Origin of the sequence: Megasphaera cerevisiae DSM 20462 (assembly GCF_001045675.1) — a bacterium.
In the GTDB taxonomy this organism is placed as follows: domain Bacteria; phylum Bacillota; class Negativicutes; order Veillonellales; family Megasphaeraceae; genus Megasphaera; species Megasphaera cerevisiae.
In genome coordinates, this window is record NZ_LEKT01000049.1 from 1 (window position 1) to 24,899 (window position 24,899).

20 protein-coding genes, 2 pseudogenes and 1 other annotated feature are annotated in these 24,899 nt (G+C 47.8%); of the genes and pseudogenes, 3 read left to right on the forward strand and 19 right to left on the reverse strand.

Features of this window, described 5'->3' with window-relative positions; all coding sequences use genetic code 11:
• The first annotated feature begins 418 nt into the window (after window positions 1–418).
• Genes AB840_RS11995 through AB840_RS12005 form a run of 3 tightly spaced genes read left to right on the forward strand, consistent with a single transcriptional unit; the run spans window position 419 to window position 2,650 of the window.
• Window positions 419–1,198, forward strand: a complete 780-nt coding sequence (locus tag AB840_RS11995; protein WP_048515086.1) for a basic amino acid ABC transporter substrate-binding protein — start codon at window positions 419–421, stop codon at window positions 1,196–1,198.
• Window positions 1,198–1,833, forward strand: a complete 636-nt coding sequence (locus AB840_RS12000) for an HAD family hydrolase (protein WP_048515087.1) — start codon at window positions 1,198–1,200, stop codon at window positions 1,831–1,833. Before AB840_RS11995 ends, AB840_RS12000 begins: the two co-directional genes overlap by 1 nt.
• Window positions 1,834–1,861: 28 nt before the next feature.
• Complete coding sequence (locus AB840_RS12005; RefSeq protein ID WP_048515088.1) at window positions 1,862–2,650, forward strand: basic amino acid ABC transporter substrate-binding protein; 789 nt, start codon at window positions 1,862–1,864, stop codon at window positions 2,648–2,650.
• A gap of 114 nt (window positions 2,651–2,764) precedes the next feature.
• On the opposite strand, the gene AB840_RS12010 is transcribed toward AB840_RS12005, so the two are convergent.
• The 19 genes and pseudogenes from AB840_RS12010 to AB840_RS18325 all read right to left on the reverse strand — a co-directional run.
• Window positions 2,765–4,069 carry a hypothetical protein gene (locus AB840_RS12010; protein ID WP_053078180.1) on the reverse strand — a complete coding sequence of 435 codons (1,305 nt, stop codon included), beginning with the start codon at window positions 4,067–4,069 and terminating at the stop codon, window positions 2,765–2,767.
• Entirely contained in the window at window positions 4,066–4,995 is a 930-nt protein-coding gene (gene whiA / locus AB840_RS12015) for a DNA-binding protein WhiA (protein ID WP_048515089.1), read from the reverse strand. The genes AB840_RS12010 and whiA overlap by 4 nt, the downstream gene beginning before the upstream one ends.
• Window positions 4,996–5,006: 11 nt before the next feature.
• Window positions 5,007–6,353, reverse strand: coding sequence for a gluconeogenesis factor YvcK family protein (locus AB840_RS12020; RefSeq protein ID WP_048515090.1), 1,347 nt, complete (start codon window positions 6,351–6,353; stop codon window positions 5,007–5,009).
• Window positions 6,354–6,368: 15 nt separating this feature from the next.
• Window positions 6,369–7,271 carry an RNase adapter RapZ gene (gene rapZ / locus AB840_RS12025; RefSeq protein ID WP_048515091.1) on the reverse strand — a complete coding sequence of 301 codons (903 nt, stop codon included), beginning with the start codon at window positions 7,269–7,271 and terminating at the stop codon, window positions 6,369–6,371.
• 19 nt (window positions 7,272–7,290) lie between these two features.
• Window positions 7,291–8,103 carry a Cof-type HAD-IIB family hydrolase gene (locus AB840_RS12030; protein WP_048515092.1) on the reverse strand — a complete coding sequence of 271 codons (813 nt, stop codon included), beginning with the start codon at window positions 8,101–8,103 and terminating at the stop codon, window positions 7,291–7,293.
• Complete coding sequence (locus tag AB840_RS12035; protein WP_048515093.1) at window positions 8,100–8,492, reverse strand: hypothetical protein; 393 nt, start codon at window positions 8,490–8,492, stop codon at window positions 8,100–8,102. Before AB840_RS12035 ends, AB840_RS12030 begins: the two co-directional genes overlap by 4 nt.
• Before the next feature lie 91 nt (window positions 8,493–8,583).
• Window positions 8,584–9,093 carry a DivIVA domain-containing protein gene (locus AB840_RS12040; RefSeq protein ID WP_048515094.1) on the reverse strand — a complete coding sequence of 170 codons (510 nt, stop codon included), beginning with the start codon at window positions 9,091–9,093 and terminating at the stop codon, window positions 8,584–8,586.
• Window positions 9,094–9,138: 45 nt separating this feature from the next.
• The gene (locus tag AB840_RS12045) at window positions 9,139–9,924 is read right to left on the reverse strand and encodes a YlmH family RNA-binding protein (protein ID WP_048515095.1); all 786 of its coding nucleotides are present in this window, start codon (window positions 9,922–9,924) and stop codon (window positions 9,139–9,141) included.
• 18 nt (window positions 9,925–9,942) lie between these two features.
• The gene (locus AB840_RS12050) at window positions 9,943–10,440 is read right to left on the reverse strand and encodes a cell division protein SepF (protein WP_048515096.1); all 498 of its coding nucleotides are present in this window, start codon (window positions 10,438–10,440) and stop codon (window positions 9,943–9,945) included.
• A 16-nt stretch (window positions 10,441–10,456) separates the two neighbouring features.
• Window positions 10,457–11,140: a YggS family pyridoxal phosphate-dependent enzyme gene (locus AB840_RS12055; RefSeq protein ID WP_048515097.1), complete on the reverse strand. Its 684-nt coding sequence runs from the start codon at window positions 11,138–11,140 to the stop codon at window positions 10,457–10,459.
• A gap of 133 nt (window positions 11,141–11,273) precedes the next feature.
• Entirely contained in the window at window positions 11,274–12,086 is an 813-nt protein-coding gene (gene pgeF, locus AB840_RS12060; RefSeq protein ID WP_048515098.1) for a peptidoglycan editing factor PgeF, read from the reverse strand.
• Complete coding sequence (locus AB840_RS12065; RefSeq protein ID WP_048515099.1) at window positions 12,086–13,816, reverse strand: B12-binding domain-containing radical SAM protein; 1,731 nt, start codon at window positions 13,814–13,816, stop codon at window positions 12,086–12,088. The genes pgeF and AB840_RS12065 overlap by 1 nt, the downstream gene beginning before the upstream one ends.
• A gap of 158 nt (window positions 13,817–13,974) precedes the next feature.
• A complete protein-coding gene (locus AB840_RS12070) occupies window positions 13,975–15,411 on the reverse strand; it encodes a sodium:solute symporter family protein (RefSeq protein ID WP_048515100.1) in 1,437 nt (478 codons plus the stop codon).
• Between the two features lie 146 nt (window positions 15,412–15,557).
• Window positions 15,558–15,774, reverse strand: a binding site (T-box leader).
• A gap of 90 nt (window positions 15,775–15,864) precedes the next feature.
• Window positions 15,865–16,992 carry a type II secretion system protein GspD gene (locus tag AB840_RS12080; RefSeq protein WP_048515102.1) on the reverse strand — a complete coding sequence of 376 codons (1,128 nt, stop codon included), beginning with the start codon at window positions 16,990–16,992 and terminating at the stop codon, window positions 15,865–15,867.
• A gap of 13 nt (window positions 16,993–17,005) precedes the next feature.
• The gene (locus AB840_RS12085; protein WP_143742731.1) at window positions 17,006–17,473 is read right to left on the reverse strand and encodes a hypothetical protein; all 468 of its coding nucleotides are present in this window, start codon (window positions 17,471–17,473) and stop codon (window positions 17,006–17,008) included.
• Between the two features lie 85 nt (window positions 17,474–17,558).
• Entirely contained in the window at window positions 17,559–18,554 is a 996-nt protein-coding gene (gene galE / locus AB840_RS12090; protein WP_048515104.1) for a UDP-glucose 4-epimerase GalE, read from the reverse strand.
• A gap of 6 nt (window positions 18,555–18,560) precedes the next feature.
• Window positions 18,561–20,003 carry a hypothetical protein gene (locus tag AB840_RS12095; RefSeq protein WP_048515105.1) on the reverse strand — a complete coding sequence of 481 codons (1,443 nt, stop codon included), beginning with the start codon at window positions 20,001–20,003 and terminating at the stop codon, window positions 18,561–18,563.
• A gap of 477 nt (window positions 20,004–20,480) precedes the next feature.
• Window positions 20,481–20,808 (reverse strand): annotated as a pseudogene (locus AB840_RS18320) (hypothetical protein); the annotation flags it as partial.
• A 1,593-nt stretch (window positions 20,809–22,401) separates the two neighbouring features.
• Window positions 22,402–24,831, reverse strand: a pseudogene (locus AB840_RS18325) (TonB-dependent receptor plug domain-containing protein); the annotation flags it as partial.
• Window positions 24,832–24,899 lie beyond the last annotated feature (68 nt).

A 24,899-nucleotide genomic window follows, 5' to 3' on the forward strand; every position in this document is an offset into this window, starting at 1 on the left:
TTTTTGGTTCATACTTACTCTTGTTGACGTCTTGATGTTTTCAAGACCTCGCACTCTGGCGTTCAATTCAATTATTGCATTGTTCAGTTTTCAAAGGTCATGCCGTCTTGCGACGACTTGCTTATTCTACCAAACTCATGAGAGTTTGTCAAGCACTTCTTTTTTTGAAGAAGCGGGAGAAGTGATGCCCTGACGGGCTCCGTCCCCAACAGCTTGTTTAGTATATCGCAAACCACCCTGTATGTCAAGCATTTTTTTACAGCCTCTCTATTACAGTTCTATGTCTCCTTTACCCTTACCATGAGCACTATTAAAACTTTTATATCAAAGCATATTTCTATTCCCTTCGCTCTCTTAATATAGTATAATTATAAGCAGTAATGTATTGCAGATAGAATTTCAGACAGGAGATGTTTTTATGAACAAAAAATCCCTAGCCATAGCTGTAGCAGCTATGGCTACCGTTGCGTTCACCGCAGGCTGCGGCTCTTCAGCAGAGAAAGCCGCAGCGAACGCCGACAAAACCCTCGTCGTCGGTATGGAGCCGACCTTTCCGCCTTTTGAATTTACGGAGGATGACAAATATGTCGGCTTTGATATTGACTATGCCCAGGCAATTTGTGATAAAATGGGCGTAAAAATGGAAATCAAGAGTATGGGGTTCGATGCTCTGATTCCTGCTCTAAAAAGCGGTCAAATTGATATGATAGCTTCTGGAATGGATGCTACTCCAGAGCGAGCTAAACAAGTTGCCTTTACAAACACCTATTTTCATGACGGCTATTCGGTAGTTGTCCGCAAGGATAACAATACCATCCACGGCTTTGATGATCTTTCAGGACATATTGCCGGCTCACAGGTCGGCACGAAGGGAGTGGATCTGGCTCAGAGCTACGGAGCAGAAGTCAAGCAATATGACGCCAACAGTCAGGGATGGATGGAATTAAACAGCGAAACCTGCGATGCCGTGGTTATTAATACCTCCGTAGCCCTTTATTATCTGAAACAGGGCGGCGATAAGGATCTGAAAATAGCCGGTGAACCACAGCTTGCACCCGACGGTATTGCCATGGCGGTCAGCAAAGACAAGCCGGAGCAATTGGAAAAAGTCAACAGCACAATTCAGGAATTAAAAAGCGACGGAACCTATGCGGCTTTATATAAAAAATGGTTTGGCGTAGAACCGAGAGATAACTAATGTATAAAGCATATGTTTTTGATTTTGACTATACATTGGCTAATTCCGAAAAGGGAATCGTCATGTGTTTTGAAATGCTGTTAGCTGATGAAGGATATCCTCGTATCCCTAAAAAAAATATCTGCCAGACAATCGGCATGACTATGCATGACGCTGTAGCTGAGTTGACTGGTGAAACAGATGATACCCGAATCAATGAGCTTGTCCATTTATATAAAATACGCTACTCCGATAAATATATGACCGCCAACACGCACTTATACGCGCAGACCCGTCCTGCGCTGGAACAGATCAAGGCGCAGAATGCGTTTTGCTGCATCGTATCAACTAAAACACGGTCTCGTATTAATCAGACGCTGCAAAAGGATCATCTGGAAGCATTGATTGACCTTGTCGTCGGAATAGAGGATGTACAGCAAGCTAAACCGGCACCGGATGGCATTCAGCGTGTCCAGCAATTTTTAAAAATATCCGCTCAAGATATTCTTTATATTGGAGACAATCTCATTGATGCGCAAACAGCAGTCAACAGCGGTGTAGATTTTGCCGGAGTCACCACTGGCACAACAACGGCAGCTGATTTTAAGGCTTGGCCTCATGTCCTGATTATGAAGGACCTGGGTGATCTCCCATAATTTATATTGTACAGAGAGGGGTTTATATATGAATAAAAAACATATCGCCATCATTGCGGCATCTTTAGCCGCAATGACACTTGCTGCCGGCTGCGGCAGCAATTCGTCAGACCAAAAGGAAAGTGCCTCTAAGGAAGAAAAAGTTCTCGTTGTCGGCACTGAACCCACGTTTCCACCTTTTGAATTTACAGAAAACGATAAGGATGTCGGCTTTGATATTGATTTGACACAAGCCGTCTGCGACAAGATCGGCTACAAGATGGAGGTAAAAAATCTTGGTTTTGACGCATTGATTCCCGCGCTGCGCAGCGGTCAAATTGATTTAATCGCTGCGGGTATGGATGCTACGCCGGAACGTAAAAAACAAGTCGATTTCACAGATGTTTATTTCAAGGGCGGTTATACAATTGTAGTCCGTAAGGATAATACAGATATCACAGGTTATGACACAATTACCGGTAAAACAGTCGGCGCTCAGGTAGGTTCCAAGGCTGCCGATCATGCCAAGGAACATGGTGCTAATGTCAAGCAATTTGACACAAACACACAGGGCTGGATGGAATTGGAAGCCGGGACTTGTGATGCTGTCTCCATTGATAGTGCCGTAGCTATGTATTATCTGAAACAGGGCGGCGATCAAAAGCTAAAAATTGTCGGTGATCCTTTGCTTTCCCGCAGTGTTGCCATGGCGGTCAGTAAAGACAAACCGGAGCTGCTGGAAAAAGTAAATGCGGCTCTCAAAGAATTAAAAAGCGATGGCACCTATGCTAAAATCTACAAAAAATGGTTTGGTACAGAACCTGTCGGACAGGACTAACACGTTTTTTTGCATAGCCGGCCATATTAAAAAATCCCTTCAGAGAACAGGTATCTTGCCTGTATCATCTGAAGGGATTTTTATTTATACATCAACGTTGCCTCGTCGCTTCAATTAATTTCCTATTATAACCGGTTCATAGTGCCGGCGTTGATTTTTCTGTACATGCTGTACTTGTTCATCAGCGGTATTCCGCTTAGCTTCCTGCGCAGCCTTGCGATTTATTTGCTGCTCTTCATCGCTTTCCTCCGCCATCTGATTTTTTGCCTTATCTGTCAATTTTTTCAATTTATCTGCCGCATCTGCCGCATCCCTGAGCTGTTTATCCGGTACAAGTACAATGCGTACCGGTAGATTAGCCGCTCCCGGCGGCATGATATGAACAATCACATCGGATCCGGCCTTAAAAGAGTCGATGTACTGCATGGCAAATGGATCATTTTGTCCCATGCTTAATGTCTTGCTGGGGAGTTCAACAATCTTCCGGTCATCCCCGTTTTTCTGATTCGTATAGATCAATTCAGCTACGCCGGCGTACTCGCCGCCCTGCGGATTAAAATACATATAAATATTGCCAACGCCCTTCGTACGCAGCCGAATCGTATAATTGACACCATAATTTCCGGTATTTTCCGAAATCCGGTTATCCATTACATCCCTGCCCTGTAAAAAACGATCCGCAATACCATCAGCAATTTTCACATAGCCGGTCCCATCATTGGGCGAATAAGGAATAAGAGTGCTTAAATAACGGTCCTTACCGCGAAATGTTCCACGAAGCTTGGCCGCATCGCTGGGCAAATATATCTGCTTTTGCACAAATGCCACCGGATCCGCCTGAACAGGTAAAATAACGGCCGAAATATACATGGGAACCGGCAGTTCCATATCGACAATTCCTGAAAACAACTGGTCCGGCAGGATAGAAACATCATTAAGACGGCTTCCCAGCAGCGCATACCCATAGGGCTCCACAGGGATCTTACTGATTGTCGCATATCCTTCATAATATATTGTTGATAACTCTTTGCCCACTGTATAATACGAGGTACTCGGCCGTGTATACTGATATCCCTTCAAAACCACATCAACAACTGAGCCGGTAGGATTATACGCCATAACGACAATTTTACGTGGAGAATGGCCCTGATTGACATGATAAAAATACATGCGGCAATCTCCGCTTACCTTATCAGCATACAAAATGCCATCCTGTTCAGGATATTCCGGACTGTCCGAAAATAAAAGAGTCCCTGTATCAATGGGATCCGTCATGGCAATTGGAAGCATCGGGGAATGGACAATACGATCCATCGTATCCGGATCATCGGCATCCGGTCCGGCCATGACCCCATGTGTGAATGCCAAAACAGCCCAAGCTCCGCATACTATATACTTATACCATTTTATAAACTTCATTTTTCCCCCTGTTCTTCTATTTGCCTGGCAATGTCGGCAATTTTTTTAAAACGATGAGCCAGGCCCGACTTCGTCAAGCCTGATGCAGAAGCAAGCTCACTCATGGATGCCTCTGGATTTTCCGCCCGCAGTTCTGCCGCCTCCTGCAGCTTCGGTGTCATCTGCTGATACAATCCAGATGCCTGGATGACATGAATATCGCGACGCTGACGTACTGCCGCATCCACGGTCTTCTGCAGATTGGCAGTTTCACAATTGACGACGCGATTGACATTATTGCGCATTTCTTTAACAACACGGACACTTTCAAATTTCATATACGCCTGACTGGCTCCGATATACTGCAAAAAGGAGGATACACCATTTCCCTCCTTGATGTATACCAAATAATCGCCCTTGCGATCTGTCATTTTAGCTGGCAAATGAAACCGGCGCAGAATTTTCAAAAGCAGTGCCGCAAACGCTTCGTTGCCTGTCAGCAGTTCCATGTGGTAATCTCCCTTGGGCTGATTCACAGATCCGCCGCCCATAAACGCCCCTCGTAAAAACGCCCTCTGGCAATCCTGACTTTTTAAATTTATGGTATGAAATTCCTGCGCTTTGGGAAACAATGATAGCTGCTCCAATATCTCCGTACTTATCAAAGACGGCGGTACCCGCAATATGTAGTAATTTTTTTTTCGCAGTCTCAGCCCTTGCCTCACCCGCACTTCCGGACGTATGGCAAAGGACTGTCTCCACATGGTCAACGCCTTGCGAGCTACCGCATTATTAGACGTACTGAATTCGATTCCCACCTGGCCATGCGATCCCAGCATCAACGATCCACCCATGCACAGCAATGCCGCCAGTTCTGCATAACGACAGGCGGCATTCTTCGGTTTGCAGTGGGCGATTTCATTCTTTACCTCTTCGGCAAAAGACATAGGCCCACCTCCTACCGATGTGTTCGATTATAACGCTTCAGATAATAATGAAGCAGTTCCGGTGATAAGTCAGTCCGCAATGCATTGATCAAATCAAACAATACATTGGCTAATTTCTTCGTATCATGGGTTGCTCCCGTTGTCTGATTGACTAAATCAGACAAAATAAGTGTCGCTCCTGTTTTGCCGACTTCCTTTTTATCGATCATAACCGGATGGGAGGCGATATTGGCATACTTCTGCAAAATCGCCGTATCAATATTACCATTATTGGCAATAACAAAATCAATAATATCTTTGCCTGCCTGCCGGTTGATAGCCCTGACATGATCCGCTACGGTATAATCATCCGTTTCGCCACGCTGCGTCATTACATTGCAAATATAAATTTTTTTAGCCTTGCTGTTGCAGACAGCTGTCGCAATATCAGGAACGCATAGATTGGGCAGAATACTGGTATACAGGCTGCCTGGTCCCAAAACGATCGTATCCGCATTTTTAATAGCGCTGACAGCCGTTTTTATAGCCTGCGGATGCTCCGGTGTTGTAAAAACCCGTTTAATTTTACCGTGTGCTTTGGGTATTTGAGATTCTCCCTGGATAATACGACCATCCGTCATTTCCGCATTGAGTAAAATTTTTTCAGCCGATGCAGGAATCACTTTGCCACGTACTTTCAGTACCTTACTCGTCGCATCCATAGCTTCCTCTACATCACCTAAAATTTCAATCAGCGCGGCAATAAACAAATTGCCAAAGCTATGACCTGTCAAATTTCCCGATCCGCCAAACCGATGGGCAAATAATTTTTCCATCAGCCCTTCCTTATCTGCCAGCGCCACCAGGCAGTTACGCAAATCTCCCGGTGCGATAATGTCCAAATCCTGACGAATACGGCCTGTAGATCCGCCGTCATCGGCAACGGTCACAACAGCCGTCAGATTATACGTTTTTGTTTTCAATCCGCGGAGCATGACAGAAAGCCCGGTACCGCCGCCGATAACAACGACCTTGGGGCCCTTGGACAATTTTAAATTAGACAAAATCAAATCACTGATATTTCCCGATTCATTGGGAATAACAACCCCCAACATCGTGCATATAAGCCGGCGTGTTGCCCACCCCATGATTAAAATTCCAGCAGCAATGACAATAATGCCGATCGTTGCCAGCACAGTATAATTGTAATGCCCCGTCGTTTCATACAAAATACGGAACATCCATTCTTCAATCTGTCCCAGCCATTGATAATTAAACGTCAGCACAAGACCAAAACTTGTCGCCATCATTCCCAGACCAAAAATAAACAACCATCGTTTGATATGCAGCCCGGGATGCAGCCATTTAAAAAGAGTCATAAGCCGACACCTCCATTACATGCCTTCATAGCCCGGCGCATCTTCCTCAACTTCATTTCTGTAAATATCCCGATGCTCGATCGAAACATCCACGCCGGTTTCCTTTAAATGCTTGTACATTGCTTCCGCCATGCATACGCTGCGGTGCATTCCTCCCGTACAGCCTACGGCAATAACGAGTTGACTTTTCCCTTCTCGTTCATAATTAGGTAAAAGAAAATCAATCATATCAAACCATTTTTCTTTGAATTTTTCCGTTACCGGAAAGCTTTCCACATAATCACGCACGGCCGGAACCCGGCCTGACTTGTGCCTGTATTCTTCAACATAAAACGGATTGGGCAAAAAACGTACATCCTCGACAATATCAGCATCGATCGGCATACCATGCTTAAAACCAAAAGACACGACAGTAATGTTCATCATTTTTTTGCTATCCGTAATCGAATATTTTTTGATTAGCAATTCCTTCAACTGCTTGGGCGTTAAATTGGTTGTATCAATAATAAAATCAGCTTTTCTGCGAAGTGCGTCCAGGCGTTTGCGTTCTTCCTCAATTCCCTGACTGATGCGGCTGTGAGGAGCCAGTGGATGAACGCGCCGCGTTTCCTTATACCGCCGGACCAGCGCCTGATCAGAAGCTTCAATAAAAACAATTTCGTAAGATATATTCAGCTCCTTTAACTCCTTCAAACATTGGCTCATGGAATCAAAAAATTCGCCGCCGCGAATGTCTGCAATAAGAGCCACATGTCTCACCCGTTCACCGCCTTTAATGCACAGTTCGGCAAATTTAGGGATAAGGACGGGGGGGATATTATCAATACAAAAATATCCTATATCCTCAAAGACCTGTACGGCATGACTTTTACCGGCTCCGGACATACCGGTCACGATAATTAAATGAAACTGATCCATAGGAGCCTCCTTCTATATATCACAATACAAATTTTTCGATGGCTGCGGCAACACCGTCTTGATCATTGGATATAGTTACGTAATCTGCCGCCGCCTTGATATCACAAGATGCATTTCCCATCGCTACCGCCCAACCGGCTGCTGCCATCATGTCCCTATCATTAGGTGAATCACCGACAGCCATAATCTGCCCGACAGGTACATGAAACAACTCGCCTAACCGGGCAAGACCCATCCCCTTATTGACTCCTTCAGGCATGATTTCTAAAAAAGTCGGGTCGGAAAAAAGAATCGTAAATCGTCCCGGCATGGCCTCTTCAATTTCCCGTTTGCGTTCTTCCAATTCTCTATGCTCTCCCCGGGACAATAATTTATTAGGCCGTCCCTGCGGGGTATAAAAGGCATCGCCGCAGACAAGAGCACGGCAATGCGTAATATGTTCATAATCCTGAATCCATTTTTCATATACAGCTACACGCAGCACATCATCAATATAAGACTGCATCTGCCAATTTTTTTCTCTTGCAAGCGTTAGCAGTTCTGCCGCATCTGCCAGCGAAATCGCCTGCTGAAAAAGGATTTTTTTCGATTCCACCGTCTGGATGAGGCCGCCAGCATATAGCAACATAGGTATATCCCCCAGCCCAAGCAGCTTGCCATAAGGACTTGCCGTGGCATACATGCGTCCTGTCGCAATTGCCACAATGACGCCTTTATCCCGGGCCCTTTGTATCACATCAATAGTATGCCGGGACACCGTCGAATCACTGCGGAGAAGTGTACCATCCAGATCAATCGCAATCATCCGAACCGACTGTTTGCATATCGTCATTTTCCTTCTCCCTGCTTCCAATCCAGCATCTGCCCGCCGGACTGATTATCCGGTTCTGCCGCCACGCCGCCGGCATACTGCAGGTCATCCGCAAAATCGGCAGCAAGACGGTCAATTTTTTTCTGCTGATCGGGAGTAGCCTGACTGCGGTGTGCCATAGCGGCAGCCACCATTTGGGCCATTTCAAAACGGGTCAGATTATAAGAAGAAGAAAATTTCGACATATCAGCATCCGTCAATCCATCCTTACTGAGTTCGTACACATATTGATATTCCCATGTATTCCGCTCCATCGTATCAAATTGATTGGGAGCATATGGATTATAAGCACCAGCCGTACCGGCTGTCAACATCAGTATTGTTACCAAAACCAACCATATGCGTTTCATAGGTATCCCTCCTGTAAATAAATATACTCCCCGCCGGGTTTAACTGCATCGTCATACCTGAAAGAGAGCATATCCATGAAATTGGCTGTTATTATGTATTCGCACCAGCTCGTTTTTCTGCCGGTTTCTGCTGCGCTGCTGGCGCAGGTTCTTCGGCATCGAGAACCATATCATCCAGCAAACGAAGCTGGCTTGTAAGAATCGCCCGGCATTTGGCCCTAAACGCATGCGTCTGTGCCTTCAATTTTTCCACTTCCTGCTGCGAAGACTGCAAGCTCATCGTCGTTTCATTCATCATCTGTTTCTTTTTATTTTCCGTTTCCTGCAAGATCAAATCCGCTTCCTTGCGGGCAGAAACCTTGACATTTTCAGCCGTCTGCTGTGCCAGCATGAGCGTGCTGTTCATCGTCGCTTCCATTTTTTCATACTGCGTCAGCTTATCCTGCAGCTTATCACAGCGCTCCTTCAGTTCACAATACTCACGATATACCTTTTCATAATCGCCGGCTATGCTGTCCATAAAGGCATCCACATCTTCTTCACTGTAACCGCGAAAGCCCCTTTTGAATTCTTTATTATGAATATCCATTGGTGTCAACATGGTACATTCCTCCTCAAATCACATGCATTGTGTAATGATACAACATCACATATAACGTTTCAATAAGACGCCAGTCCGCCCTTTCCGGGACGTACCTGTTATTTGTGTCATTTCCATGCGGCCCTTACCGCGCATCGAAATAACATCTCCCTCCTGCACATCCTGAGACGGTCCCTTGGCAGGCTGCCAATTGACCTGGATCCGGTCGCCCTTTATAGCTTCAGCTGCTTTGGTGCGTGAAATGCCAAAGCCGGAGGAAACGATAGCATCCAACCGCAGTGATGCTACGGTCGTTTTAATTTCCTTGATTTTTTCCTGCCGGGGCATAATGTTTTTAAGAACCATCTGCGACACCGTTACAGGAACCATTGCTATTTTGACAAAATTCTGCTGTAAATATGCCAGCAGTAAGGTATCCGCCAAAATGACGGCACCATCCTCCTGCATAATAATATCTCCAAACCGTTCACGGGAAATTCCCAAACCCATTAAAGAGCCTAATACATCCCGATGGCTGAGAAGACGATACCGGGCATCCCAGGTCACACGGCAGGCCGTTACGTTAAAATCAACAGAGCCTTCATAATCCGCACTGACGAAAGCCAGCTTGACCCGTTCGGCACCTTCATATCCGCCAAAGACCCGCAGGACCAGGGAAGGTACATGAGCCTGAATGGTTTCACCGATTTGAACGGCACCGGGAGAAACAAATTCACTGACCGCATACGGTCTTCCCTTGGCAACACTGTCAGCCAAATCGATCAATCGTGCCGCCAATTCCCCGTTATCGGTTCCCTTATAATATCGGATAATTCTATCTCTGTTTTTCACAAAACTCCTCCGCCAATCTTATTGCTGCGGCGTATTATTGCCGTCACTGCCGCTATTCCAGGACAGTTGTGCCGAATTAAAATCACCATAATCCGGTTTGCCCCGGTCCACAGTAACATTGCTTGGCACACATAGGAAAATATCCTTTCCCACCTTTTGGATATTCCCATCTAAAGCATAGGTCGCGCCGCTGACAAAATCCACGACCCGTTTTGATACATCCGGCGCCGTCGATTCAAAGTTAATAACAACAGGCTTGCGATCCCTCAGATAATCGGCAATGCTTTGAGAATCATCAAAGGTTTCCGGTTCGACGATCATCATTTTAAGCGGACGGTCAGACTGCGCATATCCAGTCACCGGACGGCGCGGCATCGCTGCTGAACGGCGTGTCTGCCGTTCTTCCTCATTATCCATCATATCTTCATCTTCATACTCATCCGTTTCAAACTCGTCTTCGTCGTTTACGCCGCCTACAGTCCCTACTACTTTGTTCCAAAAATTTTTCAATCCCATGGTTATAAATCCTCCCTTAGTAATTACGAGGGCCAAAAATAGCCGTACCTACACGAACAATATTGGCGCCCTCTTCGATTGCTATTTCAAAATCATGGGTCATGCCCATAGACAGGTAACGGACTTGACCATCTGAAAATTTAGATTTCATATCTTCATACAAGGCCCCTGCAATACGAAAAACAGGCCGTACATCTTCGATATGTTCATAATTAGGCGCAATGCACATAAGTCCCTGTACGCGAACATGCGTCAGCGTTTCTGCTAATTCGCACATAGCCGGAAAAGCCTCTACATCCATGCCAAACTTACTTTCTTCACGCGCCACATTGACTTGCAGTAAAATATCCTGTACCTTACCCAGCTTTGCCGCTTCCTTATCAACCGCCCGCAGCAGATGCTCAGAATCAATAGAATGAATAAGGTCAAAACATGCAACGCCATGCTTGGCTTTATTTGTCTGCAAATGTCCGATAAGATGCCATTTCAGCTGATTATCCGGAAAGGCTTCCCGTTTCTGCAACGCTTCCTGAATGCGATTTTCCCCTACATCAGTAATGCCGTCTGCAGCAGCCTCCTTCATATATTCCACCGGATGGTTTTTAGTTACGGCAACCAGCGTAATTTCATCTGTCCTGCCGGCTCGGGCAGCAGCATCGGCCATTCTCTTTTTTACTGCCTCAATATTTTCTTTAATCAAAACAAATCCCTCCGTACTGTGCATGATTTACTATATATAAAACATTACACTTATTCTATTATATAGAGTTCATGCCATAAATGCTAGTAATTTTTCAAAAAAATTGCCAGCAGTATGCCTGCGTTTGCCCTACCTATGTCAACATAACAAAGGCCGCCATCCTGCCGGTATGACTGCAATCCCTTCGATATGAGAAAAACCTTTCGCGGTCCTCATACACGCAGCTCTCTGTCAAATCAATATGTTTTTCCGCAAGGCCCGCATCGATAAGAAGTTGGCGGTTCGCCTGCCACAAATCCACAGTAAGAATGTTTTTTGTTTCCCTGACACAATCCGCATAGGCTGGACTCATGCGCCGGAACTGTCCCGCCGTAGCTTCACTGACTTCAAAATGAGCAGCCGAAATGGATGGCCCAATATATGCTAATATATCAGAAGGGCGGCATCCATAGGCAACCGTCATGGCAAAAACGGTTTTTGCGGCAAGTCGTGCCACCGTCCCGCGCCAGCCGTCATGAACAACAGCACACACCTGTTTTAGCGGATCAAATAAGATAACCGGCACACAATCTGCCACAAAAATCACCAGCGGGATTTGCTTCTGATTTGTCATAAGCGCATCCGTGTGAGCCAGCGCATCCTCATAACTGCCGGCCCCACTGCCGCATTCTGCTTCGCCAACGGCAACGACATGATCCTCGTGAGTCTGCTGCGCCGTCGTCATACGCGGCAGCTCCCAGCCCACCATAGCGCAGAACCGGCGGCGATTTTCTAATACGGCAGTCACATCATCGCCAACATGAAGTGCCAGATTCAACGAATCACAGGGCGCTATGCTGACGCCGCCGCCGCGTCCCGTGACACCATGACACAAGCCGGCGGCTGATAACAGATGACTTGCCTCCCATGCGATCCCATTATCATGTGTTACCCATCGTGTTCCCATTATGTACCTCCGCACACTTGGCAGCGCCGGCAGCCTTCAAAACAAGGAATAGTATATGCTCCCTTGCGCGCCTGCTCCAATTCATGTTCCAAATATCCCTGAACCAACCCCATATCCAACACGCTCCACGGCAGCAGTGTCCCGACAGGCCGTGCTTCATATAAAAACTGTTCTGTATCAAAATGCAATTCGCTGGCAGCCCGTTTCCAGCCCTTGACACCGCCATAGCGATGCGCCAGAACCAGCAGCTCTCCCACCCGGCGATCACCACGGGACAATACGCCCTGTATGTAACACTGCCGCAGCGGCTCTGCTAAAATCTCTATCTGCTTGTCCCGCCCCAAAGCCTTTTTGATATGTTCCAGACGTTTTTCCACAACCTTCTTATGGGTCATTGCCATCCATTGAAACGGCGTACATGGTTTAGGAATAAAAGGATTGATACTAAGTGTCAGTTTCCCCGTATTGCCAATAGCAGCCATATGCTGCCGGACACGCCGCGTCATATCTACAATTCCCGTAATATCCTCATCCGTCTCCATAGGAAGTCCGATCATGATATACATGCGGACATGACGAATCCCGGCAGCTGTCGCCAGATCAATAGAATGCATCAGATGTTCTTCTGTAATTCCCTTATTAATAATGTCCCGCATATGGGCACTTCCTGCCTCGGGAGCCAAAGTAATCGTCTTCTGTCCGCTTTCTGCCAATCCTTTGACAATTGCCGGCGTAATGGAATCGGCCCGCAGAGACGCGCAGGAAAAGGCCATGCCCTCCTGACGAATAAACGTTACCAGCTCATCAATCTGAGGATAATCAGAAATAGCGGCACCCATAAGACCAATTTTTTTGCCTAGCCTTTTACCCCGCAGCACAGCTTCCTTCACATATTCCAGAGAACGCACACGCGGCCGGCGATAGCAATAACCGGCCATACAAAACCGGCAGTGCCGGCCGCAGCCTCTGGCAATCTCAATAAGATACATCGCGCCAAACTCCGTATACGGTGTAGACACGACGGTCTCGCCCGGCGCTGATAATTCCTGCCACTGCCGTTCCACCTGAAGCGGCGCGCCCGCTTCGGGAACTATCCGTATCAGCTGCCCGTCCTCTCCATATTCATGCCGGTACAGGGCAGGCACATATATGCCGGGAACCTGCGCCAGTGCAGCAAGCAGTTCTCGCCGGCCCAATCCCTGCTCTGTTCCTTTCATGTAAGCCTCGAGAAACGCATGAATCATCTGTTCTCCCTCACCGACCATACATACATCAACAAACGGAGTCAGCGGCTCTGGATTAAAAAAAGCAACAGGACCACCCATAACAACAAGCGGATCCGTATCTTTTCGTTCAGCCGCCAAAACAGGAACGTGCCCTTGCTCCAATATGGCGGGCACGTTGAAATAATCCATCTCAAAATTTACAGAAAGACCTACAATCTCAAAATCACAGAGGGGCCGGTGATTTTCCAATGTCAAAAGAGGCGTATGTTCCTTGGCATACCACTTAGCCAACTGCTTATCAGGCAAAAACGCCCGTTCACACAACCAGTCTTCTCGCCGATTTACTTCCCGATAAATAATTTGCATGCCTAAATTGCTCATGCCGACCTCATATGTATTGGGATAGCAAATAGCCATGGCATGACGAGTCCCAAAAGGATATTTATAATATCCCGTTTCACTATCTAGCCGCTCCGCCAATATTTTTTCTATCTGCCAACTCATCCCTATGCCTCCCCCGGCTTCACACGCATACTATTTTCAGTAGTCTTTATTGTACCATATATATATGCGGGAATAAAGGAAAAAGGCCGGGAGTAATCGGGATTATATATCAAAACGCCCCTGTCTCCAAGGGCGTTTGGCACTGCAATAATGATAACCTAGTGTTGTGCTGGAATGGTTTTAATTTTTTCATTGACTGCCAGATGTTCATCAATGATGATAGGGCGATGGCAGACAGCACTGATACCCAGAAATACAGCTCCGCAGATAATCCATTCCGCATAAATGACATGGGGCAGAATACGTACAGCCGGCACCGTCATCCACAGAACAAGAACGACAACAGATGTGAGAATCGTGTAAAAAGCGGCTTCGCGTGAGCAATACTTCGGTGCGTAAAGCGTCATGACAGCAATAACACTGAAAGCTGTCATCAGACTCAGACCAGCCATAAGCGTAGAGATAATCCCGCTGATAGTCAGTGCAAAACCCAAGGTCAAAAGTCCCAGCAGCAATACGGCTGCACGGGTAACCGCCAGATATTTGCTGTCCGACATGGATGGATTGATGAATCGTTTATGAATATCATGGGAGTACAACGTAGCCGAACTGAGGAGCAAATTGCAGGCGCAGCTTACATCAGCGGCCCAGAGAGCCGCCAGTGTAACACCGGCCAGCCACGGGTTTAAAGACATAATCATCTGCGGCAATGCAGCCGTCGCAGAAATATTGGGATATATTTCGGATGCAATAACACCGAGCAGCGCGCTGACAAACCCAATAGGAAGCATGACTAATCCACCGATAATAAATCCCTTGCGGGCCGTATGCACATCCCTGGCGCCAAGAGAAATTTGGATGATACTCTGCAGAGAAAGGTTTACAGTAATAAGTACAACAATCCATGTAATAATCGTCATCGGGCCTACACCAGAAATAAAATCAAGACCGTGTGCCATCGGCAGATTCACTTGAATCTGATCCATCCCTCCTGCCATGCGGACCGCAAGGACGACGGCCATGAGAATCCCGGCATACTTCAAGCTGACATTCATAAGATTGGTGACGCTGGCAGACCACATGCCGCCAATAAGCGTGACGCCGATAAAGACCACAGCGCTCATGAGCATCCCCGTGACCGGCGTAAATATCTCCGGCATCAGCGCCGACAAGATCATCCCTCCGGCAACATACTGCATACTCATTACGACGAGCTGCACGATAATCTGGCAGACGATGCCGATCCCCATGCTTTTTTTATCATAATACCGTTCCAGCATTTCCGGGATAGTCGTAATGTTCAGATTGCGATATTTTTTGGCTACTGTCAGTCCCATAACAATAGCGCCGATTCCCCATGCCGTCGTATACCAGCCGGCGGAAATACCGGCCTTATAGGCTTGCTCCGCTACCCCGATTGTAGACGCCCCGCCGACAGCCAGTCCCACGATGGATACCATAATCAGAGGTGTTGTGAGACGGCGTCCTGCCAAAATATAATTTTCCGATTTGCCGGCGGCACGACGTTTCGTATACCAGCTTATCAGGAAAATAACGCAAATGTACAAACCAACTACGATGACTGAACTATTCATTTTTGTTTCCTCCCAACAAAATAACAAGGATAATAATAGCTATACTTCCCGAAAGTGTATAAAAAAAATCCGCCCCTCTGATGAGGGACGATGAACTCGCGGTACCACCCTGCGTATCCGAATAAAAAATAAAAAAAGGGTGGTACGCAAGGGACGGAAAATTCCGCGGTACCACCCTAATAATCTCGAATCGGATCAACTCATAGCGCTCATAACGGCTGCCACACCGGCTCGGCCTACTGTAACGGTTCAGCCTTGCAGTTCAGGAAAGAACTTCACGCTGCATCACCTGCCGGTTTACACCCGCCACCGGCTCTCTGCGAGGATATCTGCAACCCTACTTTTTTCCATCTACACCTTTAGTTTTGGAAATATATTGTTGACATTTATTATACCCGATTCTGTCAAAATGTCAATACAGAAAATACTTTTTTAAGACACATATTTCCGGCCTTACCCAATTTTCGGTATTTTGTCCCCAACTACCTCAGCACGAAGCAATATGACGACCTCGGTCTCCTTGGATGACGTGTAATGACTCCTGAACAGTCTCCCCAGCAACGGCAGATCTCCCAACAGCGGGACCTTGCGGAAATTTTCTATATCCTCCCTGCGAATAAGCCCGCCAATCACGAGAGCCGTTCCCTGTGTCATGCGTACAACCGACTGAGCCTGTCGAGTAGCGATGCGGTATGCCTTCAGTTCTGGGACAAAAACGGGCGTACTGACTTCAGCCTGAATATATGCAGTTACACTGCCATCAGCATGAATGCGCGGTATATACCGGAGCTGAATACCGGCATCCTGATATTCCGTCGTCGCTGTCCGCTCACCCTCAGAAATATGCTCCGTCTGTACGGGTATCCTATCACCGATAAGAATGCGCGCTTCTTTACCATTGACAGCCACCATATGTGGTTTGGCCAAAATACGGGCCTTCCCTTTTTCCTCCAGAGCATGAATCTGCGCTTCAAAAGAAAATACCTTGTCATGATCCGAACCCCCTTTGACATGTGACCATTCCCAATCCACGCCGGTATGCTTTAATGCATCTCTGTCCACCGATGCGATTTCCACCTCCACGTCCACCTGCTGCGGCAATGTATCCAACTTTCGGACCAGTTCCCCGACGGCTGCCGCCTCCTGCCATGTACCGCCGATAATCAGCATATTGGTTTCATCATGACAGCGTACGTCCGCTTCCGGTACGACCGCCCGGACTGCCTCCCGGATATCCTGAGGGGACGTATACTGCAGCTGCCACGTATGGAAGGTCTTAGCACTATCCTGTTTTCTGCCGGCAGTGATAATCCGCACGGGACCGCTGTCATCATAAAACAGGTTCTGGCTGGCCGCTATGGCCCGTACAGCTTCAGCTGCCGTTACGCCGGTCAAATGTACGGTAATATTTCCTTGCACGGTATCATCGACAATAAGGTTCATTCGGCCGCTCCGTGCCAATCCCTCCAGCACGGTCCGTACGGGAACCTCGTACACATGAACCTGCATAAGCGATTCTGCCGCCGCCGGAAAGGTCCATAAGGAAAAAATCAGTGCTAAGATGATACGAAAATGTTTCATAGTCCATTCCTTTCTACACCTTCAATTCTGTAACCTGTCCGTTTTTCTCAAGACCGACAACGCCGTCTCCAATATACACGATATGCCAGCCGTCAAACTCATCGCCAAGGCCACAGGCCCGCGCCTGTTTTTCGTTTTTGAGCAGGACCAGCCGGTTCGTTCCACTGCTCATGACGCCACCGGCAGACGGCAGCGCAGACACGGTATTTCCAGCAGCCGGTATCACTGGCAGCGGCTCCGGCACAATGTTCTTTTCTGCTCCCTGCTTCGGCAGAGAGCTTGCAAACAGATCCGGAAGCGGGCGTTTACGCCGCGTATTAGCCGTACTGCACACCAGCGTTCCCGCCATCTTTTCTCCCTTTTCATCCTGTTCCGGCACAGAAAAAACGGGAGAAGAAGAACCACCGTGGTTCTCCGTCTCCCGTATGATTTCCTGCCGTCCTGAAGGAGCTCCCTCCCACGCGAACCATATTATGGTCAAAAAGACCATAATCGCTCCATACGGGAGCCACGTTCTTCTGTGGTGAGCTAAAAAGTTCCTTACAAGATGTCCCAGGGATATTATTTTACTGTGAAACATCATATCCGCTGCGATGATGGCTATGCCAATTCCAGGCATCCGCTATAATCGTTTCCACACTGCTGCGAATCGGCTGCCAGCCGGTTATTTCCCTGATCTTACCCGATGCGGCGACCAGAACAGCCGGATCGCCTGCCCGGCGAGGTGCCTCTTCTACAAGGAAATCACGGCCCGTGACCTGCTTGGCAGTTTCAATCATATCCCGCACGCTAAAGCCATGCTGCGAGCCCAAATTAAAATACTGGGACACACCGCCCTGCGCAAGGTAGGATAAAACACGGCAATGAGCATCCGCCAAATCCGTGACATGAATATAATCACGGATACACGTGCCGTCCGGCGTAGGATAATCGGTGCCAAATATCTTAATCGATTTCCGCAGCCCCAGCGCGGTCTGCAAAATAAGAGGGATCAAATGTGTTTCCGGTGTATGATCTTCGCCAATACTTCCGTCCGCAGCGGCCCCGGCAGCATTAAAATACCGCAATGCCACATACTTCAGTCCATAGGCCCGGCTGAATTGCGCCAGCATATTTTCGATCATCAGTTTCGTCTGTCCGTACACATTAGTCGGGCAATACGGCATATCCTCCGTAATCGGCGTTTTTTCCGGTTCACCATATACTGCCGCCGTGGAAGAAAAAACCATATACTTCACACCAGCCTGCCGTACTGCCTCGAGAAGGCAATACGAGCCGACAACGTTATTATCATAATAAATCGTCGGATTTTCCATAGATTCCCCGACCTGGCTATGCGCGGCAAAATGCATAACAGCATCAATATGAGCCGTTTCAAGTATCCGGCGGACCTTGTCGATATGGTGAATATCTTCTATGATAAGCCGCACCTGCTGCGGCACAGCGTCACGATGCCCCCGTGAAAGATTGTCCAGCACCGTAACCTGATGGCCCTGCGCCAGCAAGGCTCTGACAGTATGACTGCCGATATAACCGGCGCCGCCTGTTACTAACACATTCATTTCTACTCATTCCTCCTGTAATTTCTGCAGCCGGTCGCCAAGAAGACGCTTATATACCTCTACGCCAGGCTGGTTGAAGGCATCAACATTAGCATATTCTCCCTCATACGCAATAGAAAGGCACAGCATAAACATAAGCTCACCCAAATGATACGGCGTAAGTTCCGGCAAAATATAATTGGCGCTGGGCCGTCCGTCTCCGGCAAGGGCCTCGGCATTAGAGCCGCGGGCAGCCTCCAGAATGCGGCTTAAGGGCAATCCACTAAAGGCCGCCAGCTTTGGATATTCATCATACATATGCGGTACCGTCACATCATCGTCCCAATACTGCACCGACACAAACTGCACGACCTTATCCTGCGGCCCTTCCTGATGCTCCTGAGTCTGCGCATGCATATCCGTCGTGCCCACAGCAACGATAGGCGTCCGTCCGTAATGCACGACCTTACCCTGCTTGTCCAGCCGCTTGCCCAAAGATTCAGCCAACAGTTGAATATACCATTCTGACAACGATTTAAGATTGTCGGCATACGGCATAAGCACTTCCAGGGCGCGCCCTTGCCGGGCCCCCGCCAAATATTTCAAGACACTGTTAAGCAACGCCGGATTTTTCCAAATATCCGAATCATGGCAAACCTGATCCATATCTCTGGCACCCGCCAGAAATTGACGAATATCAAAGCCAATGAGGACACCTACAATCAGTCCAACCTCGGAAAAGACGCTGAAGCGTCCGCCTACTCCGTCGGGCACGCGAAACATAGGCCACTCTGATTTTTTTGCCAAGCCATGCAGCAGCGTTTCTCTCTCCGCGCCGTGATGGGGATCTGTCACGGCAACTGTTTCAAAATGAATACCGGCATCGCCCATCGCCTGCCGCAGAATCATGTAATTGGACATCGGCTCGATCGTCGAGCCAGACTTAGAAATAATAACAGCCATTACCGTATAATCAGGCTTATTCTTACTATCCGTTTTCAAAAAGCTGACCAATCCCGAAAGTTTGTGGGAATCCACGTTATTTCCGGCAAAAAAAGCCTTGGGAAATCCCTTGCGCGCCTCCGTACTTTTCAGATTCCAAAACTCACCGCACTGCACATCAAAAAGCACCTTGCCGCCCAAATAGGAACCGCCAATGCCGAGAAATATGACGGCATCCACACGATTCCGCGATGTCCGAGCTAATTCCTCCAACGCCATAATCCGTTCCGGGCAGTTGATATTGCCCTCTTGAATATACGGTAACTGCGGAAAAAGAACGGCCTCCGGCTCGCCGTCCTTCGAAAGATGACCAGCCATCAAACCGGTTCTGCGCATTTCCATCATGGCGGCATGCGCTTTCGTATATACCGGTGCAAAAGCGCGTACTGCTTCGTCCGTGATTTTATCGGGACCGTAAAGGTTTGTAACGTCAAAAGTAAATCCTGATTCCAATGTAATCTTTGCCATATGGTTCACTGCCTTTCGATGAATTTCTTTATTATCCTGATTATAACATACACAAGACCTATCGTCAGCATACTGCAGTGATACTCTGCAGTATAATTTACAAATACATTACAACCATAGCAGAAAATGACGGTTCCCCTGCTGGCACACAGATTCTGTACGGCACGGCAGGTGTACTGCTGCATATAGCCAGCGCACTGCCGGCACCAGTAAACAGTATAGTCTGCCGGTGCCGGCCATTCCCCTGTATGCGGACACCTCAATGCCGGTCCGATTTATGGGTGAGCGCCATGACCAGGCACTTCTGGTATACTAAGCCTGCAGCCCGAAAGCTGAAAGGCTGTAACAAAATGAGGATTACTCCTTATTTTGCTACAGCCCCATTACAGTATGCAACACCTGTGAAATTCAGAAACCGCAACTTATAAAATTTGTTTAAAAAGAGGATAGGCGCGAAAAAACAGCATCTTGTCGCACTTAAAATTTGTATGTGACCTGGACCCTCGTATAGTCTCCCAGGGTAAAGTTTTCTGGCGTATAGAGAGTATCCCGCATCTGCGTACTCTTGGCGCCGAAGGTATAGCTGGCTTCCAGGAGCAGGTTGCGTGCCGGTACGTAGCCGATGCCCGTAGTGAAGGAACGGATGCCGTCTAGGTAGCGGTCCGGCAGGTCTGCGCCGGTGCCGCCGACGAAGGAGCCGTGGTCGAAGGCTTTGTAATCCAGGTAGGCGTGCCAGCTGCCGGGCATGTCCGGTATCGGCGATGCCGATGTCGAGGCGGGCCACCCAGAAGTCCGGCGTGTGGCCGCCAACGGTGTCGCTGAGCTGGCGGCGCACCTTGATATAGGCGGCACGGTCCATGGCGGGGATGACGTCTTGTTTGAGCAAGTCACCGACTGCAGCAAAGGTAATCGGTGCACCTGGCAAGGGCACCGTATCTTTATTTAAACCCACTTGAGCAAATCCCGACAAATCCGATCCACTGCCAAGCGCCGTCATATGATACAACATTTTACTAATATAGTTATAGTCTTGTCCATCGCCAAAAGGAGTATACCATTGTCCCAAAGGCTTACTGGTATCCATCACTTGATAAAACGTGTTTGTCCCCACATATGCTGAAAACACATGATCTACTGCTTGGTCTATTGATCCAATAGAATTACCGTTGCGATCCAAATAGTCACTGGCATGGACTTGAGTCAAAATATCTTTAAATCGTGCTTTTACCTTCCCAGCATTAAAGCAATCATCAAAAGTAAACCCTGATAATAGGTTGCTGCCCTTTAATACTTCCTGTATGACATCTGCATCAGAAAGATTCAATTGTTTCTCACCTACGATTACCTGAACGTCCATTGCCCTATACTGATGACTTTTCAATCCCTGATTCGGGTTTAGTAGCTGAACCACTCCTCCTTCTGTTTCATCCCAAAACCCTTTATACGGTTTGCTTGCCCATTCCAGGTCTTTAAATTGTTCCTTACTAACTTCATTAATATGCTTTAAAATTCCCATCAGTTCTTTTATAACAGCCAATTTTTCTTCCGGTGTCTTCGCATGATCAAATTTGGATTGATAGTTATACTGACCATTGGGATTATCAGGCAATCCAGGATAGATGCCCTCCGTATTACCCACTACAGTATTAAGTCCTATTAACTCTGATAGTGTCGGTGCCCGATGAATGATCGTCCGTTCTTTATGATTATAGGCACTGTCTGTAATACCTGTGTTCTGGCTGAAATCACCATAGCCAACACTGACCTGTGTCTTTTGATCTGTATAGACGACACGGGCACCATCGTACTCCTTGCCAAACCAATAGCCCGTCACACCCATAGGCTCCGAAATACGGCCTACGGACCAATCCCATTTCTTGGTACTCTTTGTCAATTCGGCCTGTTCCAAGTACGGATCGTGAAGACCGCGCTTGTCCGCCACGTTGTACGACGTATCCCGTTTCGCCGTGGAACCTACCACCTGCAGATTCAGGCCATCGGCAATCTGGTAATCAGCGCCGATACGGAGGCACTGTTCCAGACCATGCCCGGCCTTATCAGCATAATTCTTCGCTGCGGCATCACTGGGCTGGGTCGTCTTTGTATCCCGCATCGCGACTTTGTCTTCGCCTTTGAACATATTACTGCGGACGCGATAGTCACCAAAGAAACGGACGTCGCCAGCCTTGCGCTGTGCCGACAGGTCGACAGGCCGGCTCAGGAACCAATCGCCGCCATAGACGTTGGTGATGATGGGATTCCCTTCTGCGTCTTTCCGTATATGGAAGGGCTGTGCCAGGGCTTCGCCCAAATCTTCCAGCTTGATATTGACGCCAAAGCGGTATACCCGGTCCTGGAACGCTCGGTCATCGTCACGATGATCGAAGATGTTATCGACACCTATGTAAGCCGTCAAATCTTTGCCGAAATCTTTCTCGAAGAGGACATTCCAGACGCCAAAGGTCTTTTCCTGATACTTCCCATCTTTACGGATATAGTTGCCGTCTTCATCCTTGTCAAAGAGGCTTTCCGTCGATACGGAGTTACTGTCCAGCATGTGGATATAATAGCTGCCCCAGAGAGCGCCGCGGAAATCTCCTTTTGTATTCTTGTAGTTCAGTCCAATGTCCACCTTATGGGTCGGCCGATCCAGCAGCTTATGCGGCATATCAGAATCACTGGTATTGACGGCATGGAGCAGCGTATAGCCCAGCTTGCCCGACCAGTGATCATTGAATTTCTGCTGTACCTCTGCTTCCAGTCCCGTGATCTTAGCCTTACCGATATTGCGGAAGCTGTAGATCCGATCCGGCATGGGATGATAGCTGGCAGCGTCATAACTGGAGTAAATGTCCCCATATCCAAAATCAATCAATTGCCCCGTAAAGTAGCTCGTCAGATAGTCCTTGATTTCATTGTGGAACAAGCTGACCTTGGCAAAGGTCTTGTTGCTTTCCCCTTCGAGAGACACATCAAAATTGAGGGATTTTTCCGGCTTCAGATTCGGATTGCCAATCCAGTACCAGCCCAAATGACTGCCAGCGGCGCCAAACATTTCCCAATTGTAATAGAGCTCGCCCATGCCCGGTTCCGCATAGCCGGTGCCGATATTGGCCTTGAAACCTCGTTTGGGATTGCCATGGACATTATGCAGAAGTCCTACGTTCCCTGTGACCTGGCTGTCAAAGAGGTCACTGTGGTCAAGGCGCAGAGACGGCGTGATCGTAGTCTGATCATTGGCCTGCCACGTATCCTGCACATAGGCATAGGTCTTATTGATTTCCGCTTCACCGACAACAATTTGATTCGTTCGTTCATCATAGCCTTGTCCATAATAAGTCCCATTGTATTTGATGTTTTTATTTTGGTCCGCTCCATTTAAAAAACCGTAATATCCAAAAGCTGGCGCAAAGGATTCTTTATAGGTATTGGTTGGAATTTTTGTGAAATCATGAGTTTTAATCAATTCTTCATTAAATGCTTCATATCGATCCACAATATCACCATATTTTTTTCGCAATTCATCTGTGATAACAGGCTTAAATCCCGGCTGTGACCATTGGGGGGACGTTAGATACGCTTTAAGGGCAGGATCCATATTTTTAGCATCAGCATAGGTAAAAACAGGAGTTTTATCACCATAAAATTCTGTATTTTTATCCCACATGAATCCCTTCTCATTTTGTTTGAACGCAAAGTTATGAACGTATGAACGGGGCTCATCATTTTCACTCGCCGTATTGCTCCGTACTGCCAGGGATTTATCATAGTCCCAAGGATTGATCGTTTCTATGTGCGTTTTAGGAGCGCTTTTTAACCGAGATCCAGTAGCCCATTCCCGTGTATGCCCAAAACCGTAACTCAATAGATGCTTGTCATTGATCGCTGTATTCATTCCCACATTGATATCTGTCCGTTCATGTTCCAGCCAGTCCACACCTGCGAGAGCTCTGGCACCGCGATACTGACTTCCCGCTCCATAATCCAGCACAGCCACATCATCTTGCTTGGACTTACCATGGCTGAAATCGACGGTCCAATCTGTATTGCCTCCCCGTCCCTTATATGAAAAAGAATAGGTATCCCGCTTCATATTCCGATTGAAGACTTGCATCGGTTCAAAGATACCGCCCATTCCCAATGCGGACTTATTGCGCCGTTCCACGTCTTCCCGTTCGCTGTTGAAGTTGAAATTAATTTTATGGTTTTGATTAAATTCGTAGGCACCACTAACACCGCTATTTTTCACGTCACCGTAATATCGCAGGGATGGCTTAAACTGCTGATACCACATATTGTCTGTACCACCACCATAAGCTCGCTCTTTACTATACACCGGCATAATATCCCGTTTCGACGTCCAGCCAGAAATACTGAATTTACCCACCTTACCGCTGTCGGCTCGTAAAAAGAAATTCGACGGTATAGCGCTGCTCTCATAGGAGCTGGTATACCGCGAACTATGATATCTCCCTTCGGCATTGAACTGCACCGACGGCGTATCCTTCGGCCCTTTTGTAATGACATTGACGACGCCGCCGATAGCATCGGCTCCGTATTTGGCACTGGCGGCACCGCGGATGATTTCGATGCGTTCGATATTTTCCGCACCGATCCGCATGAGCTCGTCGCCGTTGCCGCTGTATTTGCTCACGTCTCCCAGGACGGGCTGACCGTCCACCATGATGAGGGTATGACGAGGATCGGCCCCACGGATAGAGATGCCTACTTTACCCATAGCGTCGACGGTTCTGGTCACGCCCACTTCATTGAAAATCACGTCTTCCACCGATTTCCCCTGTTTGCGCGCAATATCTTCCTTGGTAATGACGGTGACACTCTACGAATTGTATTTCGCTTCTTCCTTCGCTTTGTCCGCCTCCACGACGACATCCC